General features: G+C 52.2%; 21 protein-coding genes. 8 read left to right on the top strand and 13 right to left on the bottom strand.

Annotated elements, in window-relative coordinates; genetic code table 11:
- Positions 1–23 precede the first annotated feature (23 nt).
- From glmM to rlmE, 3 genes are all read right to left on the bottom strand, one after another.
- Entirely contained in the window at positions 24–1,364 is a 1,341-nt protein-coding gene (gene glmM, locus ACWAU0_RS12815; protein WP_033155614.1) for a phosphoglucosamine mutase, read from the bottom strand.
- A gap of 71 nt (positions 1,365–1,435) precedes the next feature.
- Positions 1,436–3,355 carry an ATP-dependent zinc metalloprotease FtsH gene (gene ftsH, locus ACWAU0_RS12810; protein ID WP_205451079.1) on the bottom strand — a complete coding sequence of 640 codons (1,920 nt, stop codon included), beginning with the start codon at positions 3,353–3,355 and terminating at the stop codon, positions 1,436–1,438.
- Positions 3,356–3,475: 120 nt separating this feature from the next.
- Positions 3,476–4,093, bottom strand: a complete 618-nt coding sequence (gene rlmE / locus ACWAU0_RS12805) for a 23S rRNA (uridine(2552)-2'-O)-methyltransferase RlmE (RefSeq protein ID WP_205451081.1) — start codon at positions 4,091–4,093, stop codon at positions 3,476–3,478.
- A gap of 50 nt (positions 4,094–4,143) precedes the next feature.
- Here rlmE and yhbY point away from each other — a divergent pair, with 50 nt between their 5' ends.
- Positions 4,144–4,410 carry a ribosome assembly RNA-binding protein YhbY gene (yhbY, locus tag ACWAU0_RS12800; RefSeq protein ID WP_205451089.1) on the top strand — a complete coding sequence of 89 codons (267 nt, stop codon included), beginning with the start codon at positions 4,144–4,146 and terminating at the stop codon, positions 4,408–4,410.
- A gap of 39 nt (positions 4,411–4,449) precedes the next feature.
- Here yhbY and greA read toward each other — a convergent pair whose 3' ends face one another.
- From greA to ACWAU0_RS12780, 4 genes are all read right to left on the bottom strand, one after another.
- Entirely contained in the window at positions 4,450–4,926 is a 477-nt protein-coding gene (gene greA / locus ACWAU0_RS12795) for a transcription elongation factor GreA (RefSeq protein WP_020485125.1), read from the bottom strand.
- A gap of 33 nt (positions 4,927–4,959) precedes the next feature.
- On the bottom strand, positions 4,960–8,175 hold the full coding sequence (gene carB, locus ACWAU0_RS12790; protein WP_458136898.1) for a carbamoyl-phosphate synthase large subunit: 3,216 nt from the start codon (positions 8,173–8,175) through the stop codon (positions 4,960–4,962).
- Positions 8,176–8,192: 17 nt separating this feature from the next.
- Positions 8,193–9,326 carry a glutamine-hydrolyzing carbamoyl-phosphate synthase small subunit gene (gene carA / locus ACWAU0_RS12785; protein WP_458136897.1) on the bottom strand — a complete coding sequence of 378 codons (1,134 nt, stop codon included), beginning with the start codon at positions 9,324–9,326 and terminating at the stop codon, positions 8,193–8,195.
- 244 nt (positions 9,327–9,570) lie between these two features.
- Positions 9,571–10,011, bottom strand: a complete 441-nt coding sequence (locus tag ACWAU0_RS12780) for a Spy/CpxP family protein refolding chaperone (protein ID WP_171696156.1) — start codon at positions 10,009–10,011, stop codon at positions 9,571–9,573.
- 178 nt (positions 10,012–10,189) lie between these two features.
- On the opposite strand from ACWAU0_RS12780, the gene ACWAU0_RS12775 reads away from it, so the two are divergent.
- The 4 genes from ACWAU0_RS12775 to ACWAU0_RS12760 are packed head-to-tail and all read left to right on the top strand — an operon-like array spanning position 10,190 to position 13,282.
- Entirely contained in the window at positions 10,190–10,873 is a 684-nt protein-coding gene (locus tag ACWAU0_RS12775) for a response regulator (RefSeq protein WP_458136896.1), read from the top strand.
- A gap of 1 nt (position 10,874) precedes the next feature.
- Positions 10,875–12,353 (top strand): sensor histidine kinase, encoded by a 1,479-nt coding sequence (locus ACWAU0_RS12770; protein ID WP_458136895.1) that lies wholly within the window; start codon positions 10,875–10,877, stop codon positions 12,351–12,353.
- Positions 12,354–12,355: 2 nt separating this feature from the next.
- Complete coding sequence (locus ACWAU0_RS12765; RefSeq protein WP_458136894.1) at positions 12,356–12,751, top strand: hypothetical protein; 396 nt, start codon at positions 12,356–12,358, stop codon at positions 12,749–12,751.
- A gap of 15 nt (positions 12,752–12,766) precedes the next feature.
- The gene (locus ACWAU0_RS12760) at positions 12,767–13,282 is read left to right on the top strand and encodes a hypothetical protein (protein ID WP_458136893.1); all 516 of its coding nucleotides are present in this window, start codon (positions 12,767–12,769) and stop codon (positions 13,280–13,282) included.
- A gap of 22 nt (positions 13,283–13,304) precedes the next feature.
- Here ACWAU0_RS12760 and ACWAU0_RS12755 read toward each other — a convergent pair whose 3' ends face one another.
- Together ACWAU0_RS12755 and ACWAU0_RS12750 are read right to left on the bottom strand one after the other, a co-directional pair.
- A complete protein-coding gene (locus tag ACWAU0_RS12755; RefSeq protein ID WP_458136892.1) occupies positions 13,305–16,070 on the bottom strand; it encodes an autotransporter domain-containing protein in 2,766 nt (921 codons plus the stop codon).
- Between the two features lie 127 nt (positions 16,071–16,197).
- Positions 16,198–16,764, bottom strand: coding sequence for a c-type cytochrome (locus ACWAU0_RS12750; protein ID WP_415880200.1), 567 nt, complete (start codon positions 16,762–16,764; stop codon positions 16,198–16,200).
- 134 nt (positions 16,765–16,898) lie between these two features.
- On the opposite strand from ACWAU0_RS12750, the gene ACWAU0_RS12745 reads away from it, so the two are divergent.
- Positions 16,899–18,560: a putative transporter gene (locus ACWAU0_RS12745; protein WP_415880199.1), complete on the top strand. Its 1,662-nt coding sequence runs from the start codon at positions 16,899–16,901 to the stop codon at positions 18,558–18,560.
- A 70-nt stretch (positions 18,561–18,630) separates the two neighbouring features.
- Complete coding sequence (locus ACWAU0_RS12740) at positions 18,631–19,266, top strand: alpha-ketoglutarate-dependent dioxygenase AlkB family protein (protein ID WP_458136891.1); 636 nt, start codon at positions 18,631–18,633, stop codon at positions 19,264–19,266.
- Here ACWAU0_RS12740 and ACWAU0_RS12735 read toward each other — a convergent pair.
- The 4 genes from ACWAU0_RS12735 to ACWAU0_RS12720 all read right to left on the bottom strand — a co-directional run bounded on the left by ACWAU0_RS12735 (position 19,202) and on the right by ACWAU0_RS12720 (position 22,521).
- Complete coding sequence (locus ACWAU0_RS12735; protein WP_458136890.1) at positions 19,202–20,959, bottom strand: LTA synthase family protein; 1,758 nt, start codon at positions 20,957–20,959, stop codon at positions 19,202–19,204. The two genes, ACWAU0_RS12740 and ACWAU0_RS12735, sit on opposite strands and share 65 nt — an antisense overlap.
- Positions 20,960–20,990: 31 nt before the next feature.
- Positions 20,991–21,518 (bottom strand): hypothetical protein, encoded by a 528-nt coding sequence (locus ACWAU0_RS12730; RefSeq protein WP_458136889.1) that lies wholly within the window; start codon positions 21,516–21,518, stop codon positions 20,991–20,993.
- A gap of 118 nt (positions 21,519–21,636) precedes the next feature.
- Positions 21,637–22,032, bottom strand: coding sequence for a hypothetical protein (locus ACWAU0_RS12725; protein ID WP_026603822.1), 396 nt, complete (start codon positions 22,030–22,032; stop codon positions 21,637–21,639).
- 30 nt (positions 22,033–22,062) lie between these two features.
- Positions 22,063–22,521 (bottom strand): DUF302 domain-containing protein, encoded by a 459-nt coding sequence (locus ACWAU0_RS12720; RefSeq protein WP_458136888.1) that lies wholly within the window; start codon positions 22,519–22,521, stop codon positions 22,063–22,065.
- Positions 22,522–22,538: 17 nt separating this feature from the next.
- Here ACWAU0_RS12720 and mobA point away from each other — a divergent pair, with 17 nt between their 5' ends.
- Positions 22,539–23,147 (top strand): molybdenum cofactor guanylyltransferase MobA, encoded by a 609-nt coding sequence (gene mobA, locus ACWAU0_RS12715; RefSeq protein ID WP_458136887.1) that lies wholly within the window; start codon positions 22,539–22,541, stop codon positions 23,145–23,147.
- The last annotated feature ends 5 nt before the right edge of the window (positions 23,148–23,152 follow it).

Here is a 23,152-nt window from a genome sequence, read left to right as displayed (position 1 = left end):
AATATCGAGTTAAGCCTTTTAGTTCAAGCCGGAATAGCTTTCTTGACATCGGCGGCCAGTTGGTTGGCAAACTTGACCACCTCGTCTTGATCTACACCTTCCACCATCACTCGGATCAATGGCTCGGTGCCGGAGGATCGCAGCAACACTCTACCTCGTTCACCCAGTTTTTTCTCTACTGCGTCCACGGCTTTTTTGATGCTGTCGATCTCTTCGATTTTGACTTTTTTATCGGTTTTGACGTTAATCAGCACTTGCGGGTATTTGCTCATACCGGATTTAAGCTCATTCAGGCTTTTGCCAGTACGTTGCATTTCCGCCAACACTTGCAAGGCGGAAACAATACCGTCGCCCGTGGTGGTTTTATCCAGACAGATAATATGTCCGGAGCCTTCGCCACCGAGCATACCTTTGTGCTCAGATAACATTTCCATCACATAGCGGTCGCCTACTTTGGCGCGCAGCAGAGGCACGCCGACGGCTTTCAGCGCATGCTCCATGCCAAGGTTTGACATCAGTGTACCAATCACGGGCCCGAACAATTTGCCTTCTTCCAAGCGCGATTTAGCAATGATGTAAATCAACTCGTCGCCATCGACAATTTCACCTTTGTGATCGACCATGATAATCCGGTCGCCGTCGCCATCCAGCGCTATTCCCAGATCGGCGCGGAATTCCAGCACTTTGGCAGCCAGATTTTCCGGCTTGGTAGCACCGCATTCGTCGTTAATGTTCAAACCATCCGGGTCGGCGCCGATGGTGACAACTTCGGCTCCCACTTCGCTAAAAACATGCGGTGCGATGTGATAGGTCGCACCGTTGGCACAATCGATAACAATCCGCATGCCTTTAAAATCCAAATGCGGCGGTACCGTTGCCTTGCAAAACTCAATATAACGCCCGGCCGCATCGCTGACCCGTTTGGCTTTACCCAGTTTTGCCGATTCCACCGTAGTCATCGGCGCATCCAGATACTGTTCGATCTGGTGCTCCACGTCATCCGGCAATTTGGCGCCATCCACCGAGAAAAACTTGATACCGTTGTCATAGTACGGATTGTGAGAAGCACTGATGACAATGCCGGCTTTTGCTCTCAAAGTACGAGTCAAGTAGGCAATACCAGGCGTGGGCATAGGCCCCAATAAACGGGTATCCACACCCGCCGCCGACAACCCAGCTTCCAACGCTGATTCGAACATATAGCCGGAAATGCGCGTGTCCTTGCCCACCAACACGAAACCACTGCCTTCCTTGGCAAAGACTCTGCCTGTCGCCCAGCCCAGTTTTAGCATGAAGTCGGCAGTAATGGGGTACTCACCGACTTTGCCGCGGATACCGTCAGTGCCAAAATATTTTTTTGCCATACTCAAATTCTCTTAACTAAATCCCAAAAAAAAGAGAGGCCGGAGCCTCTCTCGCTTTTGCCGTTACAGCATCAGCCTTGCTCGGCTGCGCCTCCGATTGATGGGTCGGTATCTTTTTGATCCCAATGATCATTTTTGATGCCACCACTGGAAGACGGCGTATCGTCCTCCCAACCTTTCGGCTCTCTCACCGGTTTTCTTTCCATTAAATCATCGATCTGATATTTATCGATGGTTTCGTACTTCATCAAGGCATCTGCCATTGCATGCAGAATATCTTCGTTTTCTTTCAGAATCGTTTCCGCTCTTTCGTAATTTCTATCAATGATAGACCGGATTTCTTCATCAATGGTGTGTGAAGTCTCTTCCGCAACCGATTTATGCTGGGTGACTGAGCGGCCCAAGAAAATTTCGCCTTCTTCTTCGCTGTACGCCAAAGGACCAAGACGTTGCGACAAACCCCATTTGGTCACCATGTTTCTGGCCAGCTCGGTGGCACGTTCGATGTCGTTGGAAGCACCGGTGGACACTTGTTCCCAGCCAAAAATCAATTCCTCGGCAATCCGGCCACCGTACAAGCTGGAAATCATGCTATCGAGTTTACGTTTGCTAGCGCTATATTGATCGCGCTCAGGCAAGAACATGGTTACACCCAACGCACGGCCACGCGGCATGATGCTGACTTTGTAGACAGGATCGTGTTCAGGCACCAAGCGGCCGACGATAGCGTGACCGGCTTCGTGATACGCAGTCATTTTCTTTTCTTTCTCGTCCATCACCATGGAACGTCTTTCCGCCCCCATGATCAGTTTATCCTTGGCTTTTTCCAAGTCCACCATGCTGACTAAACGCTTGTTGTAGCGCGCGGCGAACAAGGCCGCTTCGTTAACCAAGTTGGCTAAGTCAGCACCGGAAAATCCTGGCGTACCTTGGGCGATATATTTGATTTTGACGTCATCCGCCGCAGGGACTTTTTTCAAATGCACATTAAGAATTTGTTCCCGGCCCCTCACGTCAGGCAACCCGACTACCACTTGACGGTCGAAACGGCCTGGACGTAACAACGCTTTATCCAACACGTCGGAACGGTTGGTTGCCGCGATAACGATAATACCTTCGTGACCTTCGAAGCCGTCCATCTCAACCAACAACTGGTTCAAGGTTTGTTCGCGCTCGTCGTTACCACCGCCCAAACCGGCACCACGTGAACGACCAACCGCATCGATCTCGTCGATGAAGATGATGCACGGTGCGTGTTTTTTAGCTTGTTCGAACATGTCGCGCACCCTGGAGGCACCAACACCGACGAACATTTCCACGAAGTCCGAACCGGAAATAGTGAAGAACGGCACTTTGGCTTCGCCGGCTATCGCTCTGGCCAACAAAGTTTTACCGGTACCCGGAGGGCCAACCATCAAGGCGCCGCGCGGCACTTTACCACCCAATTTCTGGTATTTTGACGGGTCTTTAAGGAAGTCGACCATTTCTTCGACCTCTTCCTTAGCCTCGTCGCAACCTGCCACGTCGGCAAACGTCACCTTATTTTGATCCTGATCCAGCATCCGCGCCTTACTTTTACCAAAGCCCATCGCACCGCCGCGACCACCCACGCCGCCGCCTTGCATTTGGCGCATGAAGAATACCCAAACCGCGATCAGCAACAAAATCGGACCGAATGACACGAAGATTTGCATCAGCATGGACGGCTCTTCGGGAGGCTGGACGGATATTTCCACACCATTAGCCAACAGATCGTCGATCAAATGCGGATCGTTAGGCATATAAGTTTTAAACTTATCGCCGGAGACCATTTTGCCTTTGACAGTATTATCGGAGATCGCAACCTGCTGAACTTGTCCAGCTTTGACAGCGTCGATCAATTGCGAGTACGAAAAAGTCGCGTCGCTACGAATCGCCCGCGACCCGAAACTGTTGAATACAGCCATCAACACTACGGCGATGACCACCCACAAAATTAAATTTTTAATCATATCGCTCAAGTTACGCGCTCCGGCCTGGAATGGCCTCAAAATTTAAAAACCGAGTAATTGTATCAGGACTACTCGCATCCCACCGCCATCATAGCCCTATGAACGGCGACTTTCGCAGTTTTATTTAAAACCCTTCGCCAAAATATACACTTCGTTACTTCTGGGCCGCGAAGCTTTCGGCTTCCTAATCACCACACTGCTGAACTGCTGACGCACTTGATTATAGTATTCATCAAATCCGGCGCCCTGAAACATCTTGATCAAAAACGTCCCACCCTTAGCCAATATATGTTGCGCGGCATCCAGAGCCAATTCGCCCAAGTAAATCGCCCGCGGCTGATCCATTTCCCGGCTACCACTCATATTGGGGGCCATATCCGACAATAACAAGTGAACCGGTTCGCCATCAAGCACTTTATATAGCTGCTCCAGCACATCGTCTTCCCGGAAATCACCTTGAATAAAATCGACGCCATCAATAGGATCGATGGCCAACAAATCCAGCGCAATCACCTTATTTTTTTTACCGACGATTTTGCTGACATATTCCGACCACCCGCCCGGCGCGGCGCCTAGGTCGACTATATTAATACCAGGTTTTATGATTTTGTCTTTTTCTTGGATTTCTATCAGCTTGAACACGGCACGAGAGCGGTAGCCCATGGCCTGCGCTTTCTTGACATACTCGTCTTGGAAATGTTCCTGCATCCACTGCTGGCTACTTTTGCTGCGTGCCATATTTTCTATTCGTGTAAAATTGCTGGGTTTTTAAAGTTTAAGGAAACAGAGTGAATCCTATTCAAAAGAAAAAGCTGAAAGCTGAAGCTCACCCGCTAAATCCAGTGGTGATTATCGGCCAGGCAGGTTTGACCGAAGCAGTTATCAAAGAAATTAATGTAGCGTTGGACGCTCACGAGCTGATCAAAGTCAAAATTCGCGCGGAAAGAGACGAGCGTGCGGCTATTAGAGAACAAATCTGCGCGCAAACCAAGGCTGAACTGGTGCAATCTATTGGTCAAATAGCCGTTATTTATCGTTTGAACCCCAAAAAATAAAGCCAATGGGGAGGCGTTCCTCCCCATTAACCAATCAGCTTAAATATATTGAACCGAGAGAATCTCGTATTCGATATTGCCGCCCGGCGCTTTTACCGTCACCACGTCTTCCACTTCTTTGCCAATTAATGCTCTGGCAATCGGCGAACCCACCGAAATGCGGCCTTCCTTGATGTTGGCTTCGTCTTCGCCGACGATCTGATAGGTCACTGTTTTGCCGGAATCGAGATCTTCGATTTCCACTGTCGCCCCGAACACGACCTTGCCGTTGGCTTCGGTTTTTGTCACATCAATGATATTGGCGTTGGATAACTTGCCTTCGATTTCAGCGATGCGGCCTTCGGCAAAGCTTTGCTGTTCGCGCGCCGCGTGGTACTCGGCATTTTCTTTTAAATCGCCGTGGGCGCGCGCCTCAGAGATGGCCTGAATGATGCGCGGTCTAACCACAGTTTTAAGTTCTTCCAATTCGGCGCGCAATTTATTGGCACCCACCACTGTCAGTGGAAATTTTTGCATTTACTGCTCCCCTTTTGAATTCAAATTCATCCGTTAAAATGTTTTATGCAAGTCTTGCAGGCAATTCACGTCGCCGGCATCGAGTTCGCCCAAGGCATAACACGCGGCACGCGCACCCGCCATCGTCGTGTAATAGGTCACTTTGCGCTGCAAGGCTTCGCGGCGCATGGTAAACGAATCAGCCACGGCTTTAACACCTTCGGTCGTGTTGACGATCAACTGCACCTCGCCGTTTTTAATCATATCCACGGTGTTGGGCCGGCCTTCGTTGACCTTGAAGATTTCCTTGCAAGGAATACCGGCTTCTTTCAATACCTTGGCAGTACCGCGAGTCGCCACAATCTCGTAATTTTTGTCGATCAGCATTTTAGCCAGTTCCGGCAGCTTAGGTTTGTCGGCATCACGGATACTGATCAACACCTTGCCGCTGTGGCTCAAATCCACACCACACGCACGCTGCGATTTGGCAAACGCTTCGCCGAAGGTCTTACCGACGCCCATCACTTCGCCGGTGGACTTCATTTCCGGGCCCAGCAAAGGATCGACGCCGGGGAACTTAATGAACGGGAATACCGCCTCTTTCACTGAGAAATATTCGGGAATACGCTCTTCGGTAATGCCCTGCTCTTGCAAGGATTTACCGACCATCACCCGCGCAGCGATTTTCGCCAGCGGATAACCGGTGGCTTTGGAGACAAACGGCGCGGTGCGCGAGGCGCGCGGATTGACTTCCAGCACATAGATGGTTTCGCCTTGAATCGCAAACTGAGTATTCATCAGACCGCGTACACCCAGCGCTTCGGCCATTTTCGCGACTTGTGCACGCAGCTGATCCTGCATATGTGCCGGCAAGTCATAAGGCGGCAACGAACACGCCGAGTCGCCGGAATGCACGCCGGCTTGCTCGATATGTTCCATCAACCCGCCGATCAACACTGTCTCGCCGTCGTAAATCGCATCGACGTCCATTTCCACCGCATCGTCCAGAAATCTATCCAGCAATACGGGCGAATCGTTGGAAACACTGACCGCTTCTTTCATGTAGCGGCGCAAGCCTTCTTCGTTGAACACGATCTCCATCGCCCGACCACCCAACACATAGGATGGGCGCACGACCAACGGATAACCGAGTTCGCGAGCCGAATTAACGGCTTGCTCGACCGAACGTGCAGTGGCATTGGGTGGTTGCAACAGATTCAAACGCTCCAACAATTTCTGGAAACGCTCACGGTCTTCAGCCAAGTCTATCGAATCGGGCGAAGTGCCGATAATCGGCGCACCAGCAGCTTCCAAGGCCCGGGCCAGTTTTAACGGCGTTTGCCCACCGTATTGGACGATGACACCCTTGGGTTTTTCCAATTCGATAATTTCCAACACATCTTCCAGCGTCAAGGGCTCGAAATACAGACGATCGGAAGTATCGAAGTCGGTAGAAACGGTTTCCGGGTTACAGTTGACCATGATGGTTTCGTAACCATCTTCGCGCAGCGCCAACGCGGCATGCACGCAGCAATAATCAAATTCGATACCTTGGCCGATCCGGTTCGGGCCACCGCCAAGGATGATGATTTTTTCCTTGTCGGACGGATTAGCCTCGCATTCCTGTTCGTAAGTCGAATACAGATAGGCGGTATCGGAAGCAAACTCCGCTGCGCAAGAATCGATGCGCTTGTAAACCGGGCGCACGCCTTTTTTGTGGCGGACGCTGCGCACTTCGGATTCCTTGGTTTCCAGTAATTTGGCCAGACGTCTGTCGGAAAAACCTTTGCGCTTCAGCCGCAATAATTCGCCCGGCTCCAGAGTTGCCAGGGTTTTGGTGGACAAGGTTTTTTCAGTATTAATCAGATCCTCGACCTGCGCCAGAAACCACGGATCAATTTTCGAGGCCTGATGAATCTCAGTAAAACTCAAACCACTACGGAATGCATCCGCCAAATACCAAAGGCGTTGCGGGCCAGGATAGCGTAATTCTTTCAGAATGGTGTCTTCGCTATTAGCATCGTTCAAATCGGCAATTTCATCCAGACCATCGACACCCACTTCCAAGCCACGCAAAGCTTTTTGCAAAGATTCCTGGAAGGTGCGGCCAATTGCCATCACCTCGCCGACCGACTTCATTTGCGTGGTCAGCCTGTCATTAGCTTGCGGGAATTTTTCGAAGGCAAAGCGCGGCACCTTGGTAACCACGTAATCGATGGACGGCTCGAACGACGCCGGCGTAGCACCGCCGGTGATTTCGTTACGCAACTCGTCCAGCGTATAGCCCACCGCCAATTTGGCCGCGACTTTGGCAATCGGGAAACCGGTGGCCTTGGAGGCCAACGCCGACGAACGCGAGACACGAGGATTCATTTCGATGACAATCAAGCGGCCGGTGTCGGGATTGATGGCAAACTGTACGTTGGAACCGCCGGTATCCACACCGATTTCCCGCAATACCGCCAAGGAAGCGTTACGCAGAATTTGATATTCCTTGTCGGTCAGAGTTTGCGCCGGGGCTACGGTGATCGAATCGCCGGTGTGCACGCCCATAGGATCGAAATTTTCGATCGAGCAGATAATGATGCAATTGTCTTTGGAATCCCGCACCACTTCCATTTCAAACTCTTTCCAGCCCAAAATGGATTCTTCGATCAATAGCTCGCTGGTCGGCGACAAATACAGGCCGCGCTCGCAAATCTCGATGAACTCTTCGCGGTTATAGGCAATACCGCCGCCGCTACCGCCCATCGTGAACGAGGGCCGAATCACGGTGGGATAACCCACTTCTTCCTGTGCGGCAAACGCTTCTTCCATGCTGTGTGCGACCTTGGCTCTGGACACTTCCAAACCAATGCGCGCCATCGCTTCATTGAACAGCGCGCGATCCTCGGCCATATTAATCGCTTCCTTGGTCGCGCCTATCATCTCCACGCCGTATTTTGCCAATACGCCGTGTTTGTCCAGCGCCAACGCGCAGTTCAACGCGGTCTGGCCGCCCATCGTCGGCAGGATGGCGTCGGGACGTTCTTTTTCGATGATTTTCTCAACGGTCTGCCAGTCGATAGGCTCGATGTAAATCGCGTCGGCCATATCCGGGTCGGTCATGATCGTCGCCGGATTGGAGTTGACCAGAATCACCCGGTATCCCTCTTCCCGTAGCGCTTTGCAAGCCTGGGTGCCGGAATAATCAAACTCGCAAGCCTGACCGATGACAATCGGTCCTGCGCCCAGTAATAAAATCGATTTTATGTCGGTTCTTTTTGGCATATCACTCTGTATAAAACTTAAGCGGAACGAGGCTGGTTCATCAAATCGATGAAATCGTCGAACAAGGACTCGACATCGTGCGGGCCGGGACTGGCTTCCGGATGCCCCTGAAAGCTGAAGGCCGGCACATCGGTGCGGGCGATGCCCTGCAAACTGCCGTCGAACAGCGATACGTAGGTGGCTTTCAGGTTGGCGGGCAAAGAGTCGGCGCTAGCGGCAAAACCGTGGTTTTGGCTGCTGATCATCACCCGGCCGGTTGCCAGTTCTTGCACCGGATGGTTGGCACCGTGATGGCCGAATTTCATTTTCTCGGTTTTCGCGCCGCTGGCTAAAGCCAATAACTGATGGCCCAAACAAATACCGAATACCGGCACTTTTTTGTCCAGGATGGTTTTGATCGCTTCGATGGCATAGGTGCAAGGCTCCGGATCGCCAGGACCGTTGGATAAAAACACGCCGTCGGGATTCATTGCTAACACTTCGGCGGCGGGCGTTTTGGCCGGAACGACCGTGACCTTGCAACCGCGGTTGGCCAACAAACGCAGGATATTGCGCTTGATACCGAAATCGTAAGCCACTACATGCTTGGTCAAATCAGGCGCTTGTTGATGACCTTCACCCAGCTTCCAGACGTTTTCGGTCCAGACATAGGCTTGCGCGGTAGTCACTTCCTTCGCCAGATCCATACCTTTCAAGCCTGGAAAGCCTTCAATGGCCTGTTTCGCAGCGTCTAAATCAACCGATTCGCCGGCCATGATGCAACCGCGTTGCGCGCCTTTGTCGCGTAGCAAGCGGGTTAATTTGCGGGTGTCGATGTCGGCAATTGCCACCACGTTGTGCTCGCGCAGATATTCGGGAAGGGTTTTCGCGTTACGCCAGCTGCTGGCCAGCAAAGGCAAATCCCGTATCACCAGGCCGCTGGCAAACACTTTGACAGATTCGTCGTCTTCAGGATTAGTACCGACATTGCCGATGTGCGGATACGTCAATGTGACGATTTGCCGTGCGTACGACGGATCGCTGAGAATTTCCTGATAGCCGGTCAATGCCGTGTTAAAAACCACTTCTCCCACGGAACAGCCGTCGGCACCTATCGAAATGCCGTGAAACACCGTCCCGTCTTCTAGTACCAGTAATGCAGGTTTGTTCAAGATTGGCCACCTTAGATGTAGAAAACGGGATAAATCTTGCGATTCATCCCGTTCCTGATAGATAAAAACTTAGGTGATTTTACGAAATTATGGCTGTTTGGTCATTAACAATTTTCTAACTTGGTGCGTCACCGAGATTCCACTGTTTCACAAAGGCACTGTATTTATTGCCAATTCCGCCTTATCCGAGCTGCCCGGGCGCCAGCAGCCACTGCACCGGGCTGTGTAAGGACAACAGGTTCAGTCAATGTTCGAATTTGCCGATTTCGGCTTGCAGTTTTTCTTGCTGCGCCGCCGTCAACAGCATAAACACGTCATGATCAAGCTTGGATTTTTCCAAGGCCATCTGCTGATGCATCGCCGCAGATTTCTCAAGCAACGCTTTGGCCTTTTCCTCATTGTAATCCGCGGAAAAGCTCAAAGCGTGCAATTCGGCTCGTAGCGCATGCTCGTCTTTAAATCGGGCCTGGCCGTCACCGAATCGGGTTTTCATTAAATTCTTGATATCGGCTTCCTGTTTTTCGCTGAGATCAAGATTTTTTAAAAATCTCGGCAAATGTTGCTCGCCGTCCGCTTCGCCAAACCTATGCATCGGCGGTTTGCCGCCGCCGTGGTGCCCGCCGTGCGGCGGCTCAGCCATTGCAGTTAGGGGTAACAAGCCAAGCACTAACACTAATTTTTTCATAACACTCTCCACAAAACGATGATAAATCCAAGGACAAAACTTGTTCAATTTCGTCGTAGCCAGTATTTCAAATCAGAGGTTAAGTGCTGTTAGTGCCGTGTAAAATCAGGTAAACCCTGCTGGTTGTCTACGGAAGCCGCGGCTATGATGATGAACACACAGCCAACGAGCGAGAACCATGCACAAAGTGTTAATTATCGATGACGATGTCGAACTGGCGGGATTATTCCGAGAGTATCTAACGCAGGAAGGTTTTAATGTGGACGTCAGCCATACCGGCGCCTCCGGACTGCAACATGCCCTATCCGGCGAATATCAATTAGTCATTTTGGACATCATGCTGCCGGATATCAAAGGCACCGAGATATTGACGCACATCCGCCTGGAAAGCCGGGTGCCGATACTGATGTTTACCGCCAAGGGCGATGACGTGGACCGCATCATTGGCTTGGAATCCGGCGCCGACGATTACGTCCCCAAGCCCTGCACGCCCAGAGAACTGGTTGCCAGAATTCGGGCTATTTTGCGCCGAACCCAGCCCGCCGCCAGTCTCTCGCCGGGACCGATTGTGGCCGGGCCGTTGAAACTGTGGCCGGAAAAACGCAAAGCTGCCTGGTTTGAACAAGACCTGGACCTAACCAGCACCGAGTTCAATTTGCTGGAAACTTTGGCCAGTCAGGTGGGCCGGGTCGTCAGCAAAAACGAGCTCTCCGAAAAAGCCCTGGGCAGGCCTCTGGCGCGTTTCGACCGTAGCATTGACGTCCATATGAGCAGCATCCGCCAGAAACTCGGCAACCAGCCGGACGGCCGCTCTTACATTCAGACCGTGCGCGGCCAAGGCTACCAGATGATTAAGGTATAAGATGGGCAGATTATTTTGGAAGTTTTTCTTCGCATTTTGGCTGGCTCTATTAACCGCGGGCATCGGTGTGGGTACAGCCGTCTGGCTCAGACACTCCGCGCAGCAAAACCAGTCCGCCAAGTCAGCCGATGTCGTCGATGTCAGACGCGCCTCGCTAGTCAAGCTGGCCGCCAGCACCCTGCCGCATGGCGGCGTCAAGGGCTTGCACGATTTTATTCAGACCTTGCAAAACACCCGTTTTCCACCGATATACGCGGTAGACGATACGGACCGCGAATTGTTGGGCAGACCCTTAGCGACAGAGGTATTGCAGCAGGCCAGAGCCTTACAGCGAAAAAACGCCTTCCCGGATGCCATCCAAATGATTGCGGCCGACGACGGCCATCGTTATCTACTTTTCGTACCCTTGCCGGAACACGGTTTTGGCAGCCTGTTCAGGCCGTCATTTCCGGGCAATCCCGAACTGCCTGCATTTGGCTTCGACGGCCCCCTTTTTGGAGACCGGCCGCCCCCGTCGAGCGGTAACCCGGAAGAGCACGGCCCTCGCCCGCGCCGCGAGCCGCCCACGCCGATTTTACCGATAATCTCCGGCAGCTTGGCTAGCCTGCTGTTCAGCGGACTGTTGGCCTGGTATTTCGCCAAACCCATTCGCAGCCTGCGCGACGCTTTAAGCGCTGTAGCTCAAGGCCGGCTAAATACCCGCATCGGCAATGCAATGGGTAGACGCAGCGACGAATTGGCGGACCTGGGTCGTGACTTTGACCATATGGCGCAACAAATCTGCTCGCTAATCAATGCTCAGCAACGTCTGCTGCACGATGTATCCCACGAACTTCGCTCACCGTTGGCGCGTATCCAAGCCGCTATCGGCCTAGCCCAACAACAACCGGAAAAATTGCCGGCCACGCTGGAACGCATCGAACGGGAATCGCAACGTATCAGCGATTTGGTCGGCGAACTATTGATGCTGTCCAAGCTGGAAGCGAGCGTTGCGCCAGGAAAACTAGATGCTATCAATCTCGACGACCTACTGGCCGACATTGTCGCCGACGTGCGTTTCGAGGCTGAACCGAAGCGTATCGCATTGAGGTATCTCAGCGATGTTGACGTGGAGGTCGAATGCCAAAGCGAACTATTACATCGCGCTATCGAAAACGTGCTGCGTAACGCCGTGCAGCACTGTCAAGCCGACGGCACGGTATTCATTGCCGCCGATTTTGATAGCGCTAATCGTCACTTAAGAATTCGGGTGGACGATGACGGCCCTGGGGTACCCGATCAGGATTTGACGGCCATTTTTCAGCCGTTTTTCCGCGGTGGTCAAGCGCAAAAACCGCACAGCACCGGCCTGGGACTCACCATCGCCCATCGAGCCGTCGATGCGCATGGCGGCAACATCAGCGCCGGCAACCGACCGGAAGGTGGTTTAAGTGTTCTGATTGAAATCCCGTTTCCAATACGGCACGCAAACGAGAGGTAAGTATGTTTAAACTCAAAAAGTGGCTGTCAGCCACGCTGATAGCTTTACTGTCGGCATGGACGCTAAGCGCGAGCGCCGACCCGTTTCATCATCACGGCGGCCGGCATTTTGGCGGACGCTTCCGTCCGGGTTTTGGCTTCTACTTCGGCGCTCCACTCTATCCCCGACCGTTTTACCCGTCCTATCCTTACTACCCGGCTTATCCGTATTACCCGCGGGAAATCATCACGGTGCCGGTGCAACCCCCGGTCTACATCGAGCGCGAGCGCAGCCAGCCTCAGAACGCCCCTTTAGCAGAAGGCTATTGGTATTACTGTAACGACCCGGCTGGCTACTATCCCTATGTAAAGGACTGTGCGAATGGCTGGCAACAAGTTGAGCCGACGCCGCAAAACTAGCAGGAGACCGCAAACATGAACAGTAAAAACCCAATAGCAGGAATCTGCGTGGCACTGGCCTTGAGCGGCTGCGCCCATATGCCTTCAGGCCCGAGTGTGATGGCGCTGCCCGGCACCGGCTTATCATTCGAACAATTTCGCCAAGACGACTACCAATGCCAGCAATACGCAGCCGGACAAGTGGGAGCCACACCGAATCAAGCCAGCACCGATAGCCAAATCGGCAGTGCCGCAGTCGGCACGGCAGTGGGGGCGGCCGCCGGCGCCGCTATTGGTGGGGGCGGCGGAGCGGCAATCGGCGCGGGCACCGGTTTGGTTGCAGGTACTATCGTCGGCAGTGGCGAATCAAGACGCTCCGGCTATGCCACCCAACAAGGTTACGACAATGCCTATGTGCAATGTATGTATGCCAAGGGCCACCGGGTGCCGGTATCCGGTCAGTTTTCTTACCAATCGCCGGCCCCGAAAACATCACAGCCTAGCATCCCGCCACCACCGCCCGGATTACCGCCACCACCTCCGTATCGGTGATAGTCAGGAAGGGCTTGCGTAACTAAAAACTCATCCGCAAGCCCGCTTCCAGAATATGGTCGGAAATATTGGTTTGGCCCAAGCGGGTTTCATAACGCACGAACCCTGAGCCGCCATTGGGCAAAGTAGCGCTGAGCGAACCACCGATATTGACATAATCGCGGTCGGGCTCGCCGGTTTGAATCGTAAAATTACCCTGCCCCGGCTCGGCCTGAGCCAAGCGCATATGAATCAGCCGGTTGTCGTTGAGGTATTGATGCTCCCATTCCACGCGCACGGCCGGCGTAAATACGCCCCATGACGTGCTGAGCGCATAACTGATTTGGGTACCGAAATTGCTGACGAAAGAATGATTGATTTGCTCGCCGGTGATGATGTCGAAACCGTTGCCGCTGTGCTCTTGGTATTGGGCGATAGTCATGCCCAGATACTCTAAACGCAGATAAGGGCCGATGGCCCACTCGTCCCAATTGAAGTCTTTGCCGCTGCTTAATGCAAAACCGTATTGATTGCCGGTGGTTGTCGATGCGGATTGGCCGGCGAATCCGGAAAAGGCGTATTGGCGGTTAAAGGCATAGTCATTACCGCCGTAATTTCCCACCCAATCCAGATAAATATCCTCGGGCAGATAATAGCTGCCGTATAGTGCGCCCAGATAAGTATCGCTGCTCATATTGCCGGCCGAATCGGCATATTGGGTGGAAGAATGCGTGTAGTTAAACGCGGCACCAACCACCAATTTGTCGCTTAGCCGATAATCCGCGCCGCCCGTTACGGTGCGCGCTTGCGAATCAAAGCCGCGATCCCACGCATCACCGCGCAGATTGGCAAAATTAAACCGGGTTTGTAAAAACACACCCAGCGGCGAATCACGGAACAGCTCGTCATCGCCCGCCGCGCCGCCTAGCCCCTGAGAGCCCACGGGGTTGGCGGATAATTGGATCCCGTTAAAATTCACCGACAAAGGCGCACCGCCGCCGCCTGCCCGTAAGCTCGCCAATCGGGTCAACGGGCCATCCATGCGCGTTGCGCCCAATTTCACCGGCCCGGCCATCTGGCTCGGCACCTGATCCGGCGTTAATGCGGCAACAGCGGTGGTTTGCTGTTCCGGACTGAGCGCTTGCAGTTGCAGACACCGGGTCGCCAAAATCCCGCTTGGGGTCGCGCAAGCCTCATTCAAGGCGGGCGCGAAAGTCTGCTGGTTAAAGGTTAATTCCGGTGAGGTGCTAGTCTCTGTTGTAAAAGGTTGCAGGCTCCAGGGGGCCAATTGGCCTCGACCGCCACCGAAACTGCGTATCGCTCCCAATAAGTATTGGTTTTCCGGCAGATTGGGATCGATGTAAATGTCGTAGTCGCTGCTAATGCTGCTTAATTGGTTCACGCCATCCGCCAATACCAGTCGACTGGCATACAATGCGGCGCCCGGCGTGCTATTGCCATCGACCAAGCTCAAACCGTTGCCGCTCGCTACCGTTACAGAACCCCAGGCAAAATTATTGACCGCACCGACGGTAGTCTGCCCCTGATCGCTACCCACCAAGCTCATCGCATGCTGCGTCGCGCTCGGGCCGCTGAAAACCAGATCGGCATTTGCGGTATTCCACAGGGTATTTTGCGTGCTGGCATTAATAAAATCGCCGGTTACGATGAAAACATCGCCGGCACCGCCCACCAAATAACCGCTGGCACCTATGGACAGATTGTTGAATTGGTTGATCGACGGGTCGCTCTCATAGCGGCCGTTATTCGTGAAGTTACCGGTAAACGCTACCGAGGTATTTACCGTTCTGAAAACACCGTCGTTACTGACATTGCCATCAAACCGATGCGTGTTGTTACCGGAAATATCGACGCGCCCTTGCCCGCTGTTATAGAAATCGCCGGTCCCGGTAATTAGGCCGGTTTGCGCCAGATTGAATTGGCCGGTATTGCTTATAGTGCCGGTATTGTTCAGCACGCCGTGATTGCTGAAAGTACCTTGGTTACTCAGTTGCCCGGCGTTGCCGAAATTTCCCTGATTGACCAGTGCGCCGGCGTTTGTCAGCGTATTGCCTGCTACATTGTCGATGCTGCCGCTATTGACCATCTGTCCGGCATTCTCGATTACACCTTGGTTGTTGATGGCGCCGAAATTGGCGAAAACGCCTGAGCCATGACTGAACGTGGCGCTGTTATTGACTAATGTGCCATAGTTGTTGAAATCGCCGCCGGTGTTGTAATAGTAACCGGGCAGAGTGCTGAAACTGTCATTCGCACTAATAGAACTAACGGCTATAGGTATGACAGTTACCTGAAAAGGCGCGAAACCGGATATGCCATTCTGGTCTTTCCCAAACCCGCCGGCAGTATTCGGTTGGTAAACATAGTCCAGCGTTGCGCCAAGACCGATAAAGTAAGTCCCCGGTGTTTTAGGAGCCGTGAGTTGGCCAGAAAACGATCCGCTCAGGCTACCGAAACCGGGACCGATCCCGCCGGAGTAAAACCCGGCCGAGCCAGCCTGTGCCGGGGCAATCCAAGCGGTATAAAGCTGGATAATGCAGCCTGGGCAGTAACTGGTGTCGCCTTCCTGAATACTGTAACCACCCGCCAAATTAACGGTGGCCCCCGAACCTACCGTTGCCGAATTTCCGGCAAAACTCCCCCTGTCTGCGCCGGCAAAGAACGGCTGAGTAATCGTGACATTACGCCCAATCACCGACCAGGACACATCGGATGACAACGCATCGGCTAGCGCAGACCCGGAGGCGCAAGCCAACAAGCCAATCCGTATCGGACCCTTTAATTTCATCACACTGTTAATTTGCTATGCGCTTGGATTGCGGGATTTGAAGAACTATGCACATAAGGTTAGCCGAATCATTCAACAAAACAACCGCATCGTTAGTTACTCTCAACGATGCGGAATATCAAATAATTTACAAGGACCCCAAATAAGCGGCCACCGCCTTGATGTCGTCTTCGCTAAGCGATTGTGCCAGAGCATTCATTTGCGGGGCCTTGCGCGCGCCTTTTTTGAAATCGGTTAGCTGTTTGGCTAAATATTGCGGATGCTGTCCGGCCAGTTTCGGCACCATACCCATACCTTGCGCATTGTTGCCGTGGCAACCCAGACACATAGCGGCTTTGTCTTTACCCTGCTTAACCAAATTGGCGTCGCTGCTACCGGCCGATTTGCCGTGCAAGCTGGCGTAATACGCAGAAATATTTTGAATGTCGGTGTCGCTCAAGCCTGAAGCCAAGGGCTTCATCACCTCGTTATCACGCTGACCGTTGCGGAATTTATTCAGCTGACTCTCGATATACACCGCGCTCTGCCCCGCCAGACTGGGCCACAACGGGCTGCTACTGACGCCGGCCGCACCGTGGCAACCTTGGCACGCAGCCGCTTTCGCCTTGCCTGCTTCGATATCCGCAGCATTGACGCCGGCGGCAAACAGCCCCAGCATGACGATATATCTCAATTTATGATATTTATTATTCATCGGAATCACCCTTGGTTGGCTTGTTGTACAATCCTGACCACATAATGCGCTATCAGGCTTCTGCATCATAGTCAGGCGACATTGACTAAGCAAACCTAAATCCCTTCAACCCACTCGAACCAAAGGAATAGGCCATGTCGTGGTTGCTATCGCTTTTTAATCAAGATTCCGTGCCGCACACACTACTAATTATTAGCTTGGTAGTGGCAAGCGGCCTGGTGTTGGGCAGAGTAGCGCTGGCCGGTATTCAACTGGGCATCGCCGGCGTGCTGTTTTCCGGACTGCTATTCGGGCATTTCCAACTGAGTATCAATCCGGAAGTGATGCATTTCTTGCGAGAATTCGGCTTGGTACTCTTCGTTTACGCGATTGGTTTGCAAGTCGGCCCCAGCTTTGTCAGCTCGTTTTTTCGTTACGGCTTGCGGCTGAACGGCATGGCCGCCGCGATTGTGCTATTGGGCGCATTAATTACGGTATTAATCAGCATTGTCGGCGAGATTCCGATGCCGGTAGCGGTAGGCCTGTTTTCCGGCGCCACCACCAATACCCCATCGCTGGCCGCCGCCCAGCAAGTACTGGGCGGGATTGCCGGCATCGACAGCGAAACCTTGAAAATGCCGGGCTTGGGCTATGCGGTGGCCTACCCATTCGGTATCGCCGGCATCATTCTGGCCATGCTACTAAACAAACGCTTGTTTAAAGTGGATATAGCCGACGAAGCCAAAAGCTTTGCCGACCAACAACAGCAAGACACCCATGTACCGATCTGGAAGGATTTGCGGGTGGAAAACCCAAATCTGAACGGTTTGACGCTGAGCCAAATTCCGTTTTTCGAAGGTATGAACGTGGTGATGACCCGGATTCTGCATAACGGTGCAGTCGATGTCGCCGGCCAGGAAAGCCGCCTGGCAATTGGCGACACCATCCGCCTGGTCGGCGAACGTGAACCTTTGGAACAACTGAAAATTCTGATCGGTCCGGAGTCGGATATCGATCTAAAACAAATTGCCACCAATTTGCAAAGCAGACGATTGGTAGTCACCAACAAATCCGCGATCAATCAAACCGTCGGCAATCTGTGCATGCTTTACGGCGTCACTATTTCCCGAATTCATCGGCCTGATGTCGAGTTCTCGCCCACCAGCAATGTGCATGTCCACTTCGGTGACGAGCTGAATGTGGTGGGTCATCAGGAAGCGTTAAACAGTATCGAAAAAGCCCTGGGTAACTCGCTGGAAGAACTCAATCATCCGCAGATCATGCCGATTTTTATCGGCATCTCGCTGGGAGTGTTGCTGGGCAGTGTGCCCATGTATTTACCCGGCATTCCCTCCGCGGTCAAACTGGGCATGGCCGGCGGGCCTTTGCTGGTGGCCATTATGCTCAGCCGGGTGGGTAACTGGGGCACGATGACCTGGCATTTACCGAAAAGCTCCAACATCATTTTAAAAGACATCGGCATTGTGTTGTTCCTGGCCTGCGTCGGTTTGCACTCCGGCGATCAATTCGTCGAGACACTGGTCAAAGGCGATGGTTTTTACTGGATGGCCTGCGCGGCGATGATCACTTTGCTGCCTCTGCTGATCGTCGCGGCCGTGGGCCGGATAGTTTATAAACTCAACTTTCTAACGCTTTGCGGCTTGCTGGCCGGCAGCATGACCGATCCACCCGCGTTGGCGTTCGCCAATAACCTCAGCCCGGCGGCGGCTGTGTCGATGGCCTATGCGACCGTATACCCGTTGGTCATGATTCTGCGGATCATTGCCGCGCAGCTGATTATATTGTTGGTGCATTAAATCCGACTCATTTACCGGATTGTCTGGTTCGGCGGCTAAAATCCCCGAGCCAGCTGAGGCGCGTACTGCGATGACATCGAGCTTAAACATCAACTACCAAAATCTGGCTCCCCGCGATGGCAAGTTATATCTTCTGCCAGCTTTCTACCCAACCGGCATTGCAGACAGTTATTTGCACAGCTTATTGCAAAACCTGGCCTGGCAAACCGAGCAAATCCATATTTTCGGGCGTTGGGTGCCTGTGCCGCGCTTGATGGCCTGGTACGGCGACCCAGGTGCCGACTACCGCTATTCCGGGGTTGATCACCAACCCTTGCCCTGGACCAGCGAGCTACAATCCATACGAAGCGACGTCGAAACCGTTTGCCAGCAGCCTTTCAATAGCGTTTTGGCGAATCTGTATCGCGACGGCCGGGACTCGATGGGCTGCCATGCCGATAATGAAAAAGAGTTGGGAGCGAATCCGCTGATCGCGTCGCTCAGTTTCGGCGAGACGCGCTTGCTGCGCTTTCGACACGCCCGCAGCTGCACGGTGCTGGATATCGAGCTAAGGCACGGCGATTTGCTGATCATGGCCGGCGAGTTGCAACACCATTGGCGCCACGAACTACCCAAAACTCGCCAACTAAAACAAGCGCGTATCAATCTGACTTTTCGGCGGATTGTGTCAACGCCCACTTCGCCCGCGCTATCCGCAGCGCGTTAACCTTTTCGACCAACAGCTGCCGGACAGTCTGATCAGCCGGTAGCTTGCTATTTACGCGAGTATTATCGCCATCCAGTTTCACCAGATAGTCTTCGTTTTCGGCAAATACACTAACCATATCCCGATTATCGCCGCGCCTATGAATGATGTATTTGGGTGAGGCTTTCGCGGCGCCGAACAATATTCCGTTCCAATCCGAATAACATTGCTTGCCTGCCGCCAAGCCCTGCAAAGTATTAAACACATCAATTTGTTGATATTGATTATTTTCCACGCCCACCGGCCGGTCGCTATCGACAATCACTAAAGGCACTTTGGCCGAAGCTTTATACTGGCCATATAACTCGACTTCGGCTTTTTTTAAGGGTGTCATCGAATGATGGTCGCCGACAATAATCAAGAGACCATTCTTGAAAAAGCCCTTATTTTTTAGTTCTTGATAAAACCGGCCTATTTGCTTATCGGTATAGGTAATGGCCGCAGATTCGGATTTTTCCTTAGTCTCCGGATTAATATAAGGATGATGACTGCTAACCGTTTTGATAAACAGCAAAAAATTATTTCTCTTATTTTTATCGATCCTGTCCAAAGCTCTTAAATATAAGGCCTCATCCGGCGCGGCCTCAAAATGAAACCGTTCCCATTTATCATACTCCGGCTGGTCGTGGCCTTCGACATAATCAAACCCCACACTTTTTGCCCAGACTCCGGTATTACCAAACTCCAAATCTGCAGTCGTTAAAAATTCGGTTTTATAACCGTGCTTTTTAAGAATATTGGGTAGGGAATCTTTTATATTATAAAAACTATAAAACGACGTACCGCCATCGTCGGTATAACTGGAGGGCGGATAGAGCGGCTGCAAGCCCGTCAGCAGCGCGACTTCGCCGTCTTCGGTGATAAAACCGTTGGCGTAAAAATTCTTGAACGCTTGATGTTGGCGAGCAATTTCATCCAGATTGGGCGTCCAATCGTGGATGCCGGAGAAATATCGGCTTTGATAAGCGGAAAGGGACTCCACCATCAAAATAATAGTATTCTTAGTGTCTACCGGTTGAGTTTGGCAGTCTATATGCTCTTGAAAACTAAAGTTATCGACATAGGCGGCGCTATACGGCGCAGCCTCGGATAATATGGTTAAGTTATAATCAATGACATTTTTATAAATCCAGGCATGGGCGTATTTTTCATTATCGGCAAACGCCGCGGCCAACGGTAAGCCAAGAATTAAGCAGATGGGCCACTTTTTGACATAAGGATTTACGGATTTAAACCTTACCCACGAAAAATATAAAGGTACAGCCAAGATTAATACGCTAAGCGCAAGCACACCAAAATCGCTTAACCCATAAATTTGCTGAATATATTTACTTGAATAATCGGCGTATTTTACCGCATCACCTAAAGCCAAATGGGTATTGAAATTAACGATAATGGCGTAATCGATAATATAAACCGCAAACAACAGCACAGCCGCCAAGCGTAATAATGCCGCCAGCCAACGCATCATAGTCGGCAGCAGCGATAAATACAGTAATATTAAAATACCGCCATAAATCACGGCATCGTTAAATAAAACCTGAGTAAATCCCAGCAAACGGGTACCGGTATAGTGATAAATGAAATTATCGACATACCAGCCTTTCAGCAGCAACGGCGCCACCAAAATAAGCAACCAAACAATCTTTCTCATGCTTGGGAAACCGCTGAAAATGGCGTTGGGATTAATCGCGCGTCAACTTCAGAAAATGAAAAATATCGACTTCAATCACGCCGAATGCAGTGATCCACAGCAGCGCATCGTAAGCATCCAGCCACTCTGACTGCATCAGCCAAGCCACGACCATACCGACTAAACCCGCAAATACAGCGAGAGTGATCAACCAAAACAGCTGCCGGTGTCGAGCAACCAAAGTCGGCCAGCGCACTTCCAACTCGAGCAGCACAATCAACCCAAACCAGAGCAGAGAGTTGAGCACATCCAACCATTCGTTATCGCGGACGTAGCTGCCGAATACCAAGGCAATCACCACAATCAAAACGTTCCTCACCGCATGCAAGGTCGTCTCATTAAACGGCGCGGCCTTGACAGTTTCCAGTTCGAACATCACCAATAAGATCACCCAAACCAGCGCATCAACCGCAGTGGTCAGCGTATCGACCGCTGCGTAAATACCGATATTCAGCGTCAACAAGGCCAGTATCGCCAGTTTGAATTTGGGGTAAGAAAGAAAAAACTCGGCGTTGGGCATAACGGTAAGATTAAGTGAGTCCGACGGCAAACGCCAAACTGCTCGTATAGCGATGGTTTGACGGAAAAGACATGAACCATGATGACAACCCGGCCGGGGCCATCATGGTCAACAGGAATTATTTAACGAAACAGGCTTTTTCCGCTTCGGCGTCAGCATCCTTCAGCTTGGTGCGCAAATCCTTGGATTGTTTAGGATCGCGAAAGGCCGCACCGGCTTCGCCTGGGGTTTTTTGCATCTGAGTAAAGGTTTTGGCTGACTCGTATTCTTCGAAACTGAGTTTTTCGGCGATTTTATCGATTTTGCAACCGCAGGCGTATTGACTGATATAGGTCAGGCCGCCGTGCTTGGCGACGCACTCCAGCACATATTCGACGCGGTCCCGGGTGGGATAGTCATTGACCAATGCCGCAGGCTCGGCTGCGGCGGCCTCCGGCTTTGAGTTTTCCTGGGTAGTGGCACAGCCGCTTAGCAGCGTTACAACAGCGAGAGTAGCGAAGAATGATTTTTTCATGATGCTCGGTTTTTATCGTTGTAGGGATAGTTATTGTTCGGCGGCGAAGTCGACAATCTGTTGCAACTGCGGGTTCATTTCCTTGGCGAATTTATTCAAGGCCGGGTTGTCGGTATCTTCAGGTAGCAGATGCGTTCTGACGATGGTTTTACCTGCGAATTGATAGGTCACCACATTACAGGGCATATAGCCAATTGCGTGCGGGGTGATTTCCAGCACGACCTTTGCCAGCGTCAAGTTGCAAAACTGTACGGTATCGTATTCCGGAAAATTCGTGGCTCCTCTGTCGCGGATTACCTTCCCCACCCGACTATGGCCGGTGATGCGAAAGTTGTGTTCGGCAATCGCTACTTCCAATTCCGCCAATACTTCGTCGTAGGGTTTGCTGGTTTCCACCTGATAATACGTCACTTCTTCGGTATGCTGAGACTGCGCGGCACAACTTGCAATCAACGGCAGGCTTGCGAAAATGACGGCTGTTTTAAACATCGGGAAAGCTTACCATCATGAGCGGGCAAAACAAAGTTAGCGGCGTGGTGCTGGCCGGCGGTATGGCCAGACGCATGCAGGAGCAAGACAAGGGCTTGATGTTGTGCAATAACCGGCCCTTGGTTAGTTACGCAATGGCAGCCATGATGCCACTGGTCGACGATTTGTTGATCAGCGCCAATCGTAATCAAGATCAGTACCGGCAATTCGCTTACCCGGTTATCAGCGATGCCGAACCAAGCTTTGACGGCCCGCTGGCCGGCATTCTGGCGGCGATGCAGGCCGCGCAACATGCGATATTACTGGTAGCGCCGTGCGATTCGCCGCTGGTTGCAAGCATGCATTTGCAACGCTTGCTCGACGCATTAATTAGCCAGGATGCGGACATCGCCGTGGCGTTTGACGGCGAACGCCTGCATCCGGTTTTCGCCGCACTGAAAACCAGCTTGCAAACTGATTTACAGAATTACTTGCGCAGCGGTGAGCGTAAGTTGCAAACCTGGTTTCACCGGCATTCGCTGGTCAACGTAGATTTCAGCGATAAGCCGCACATCTTCGTCAACATCAATACGCCGGCGGAATTGTCGGCGGTGGAGCAATCGTTAGCCGAAATCTTGCCTCAATAGCGAGT

It is taken from the genome of Methylomonas sp. Uni0009 (assembly GCF_054188105.3).
Note: the sequence above shows the minus strand (reverse complement) of the source record. Positions and strands in the feature narration are given on the sequence as shown.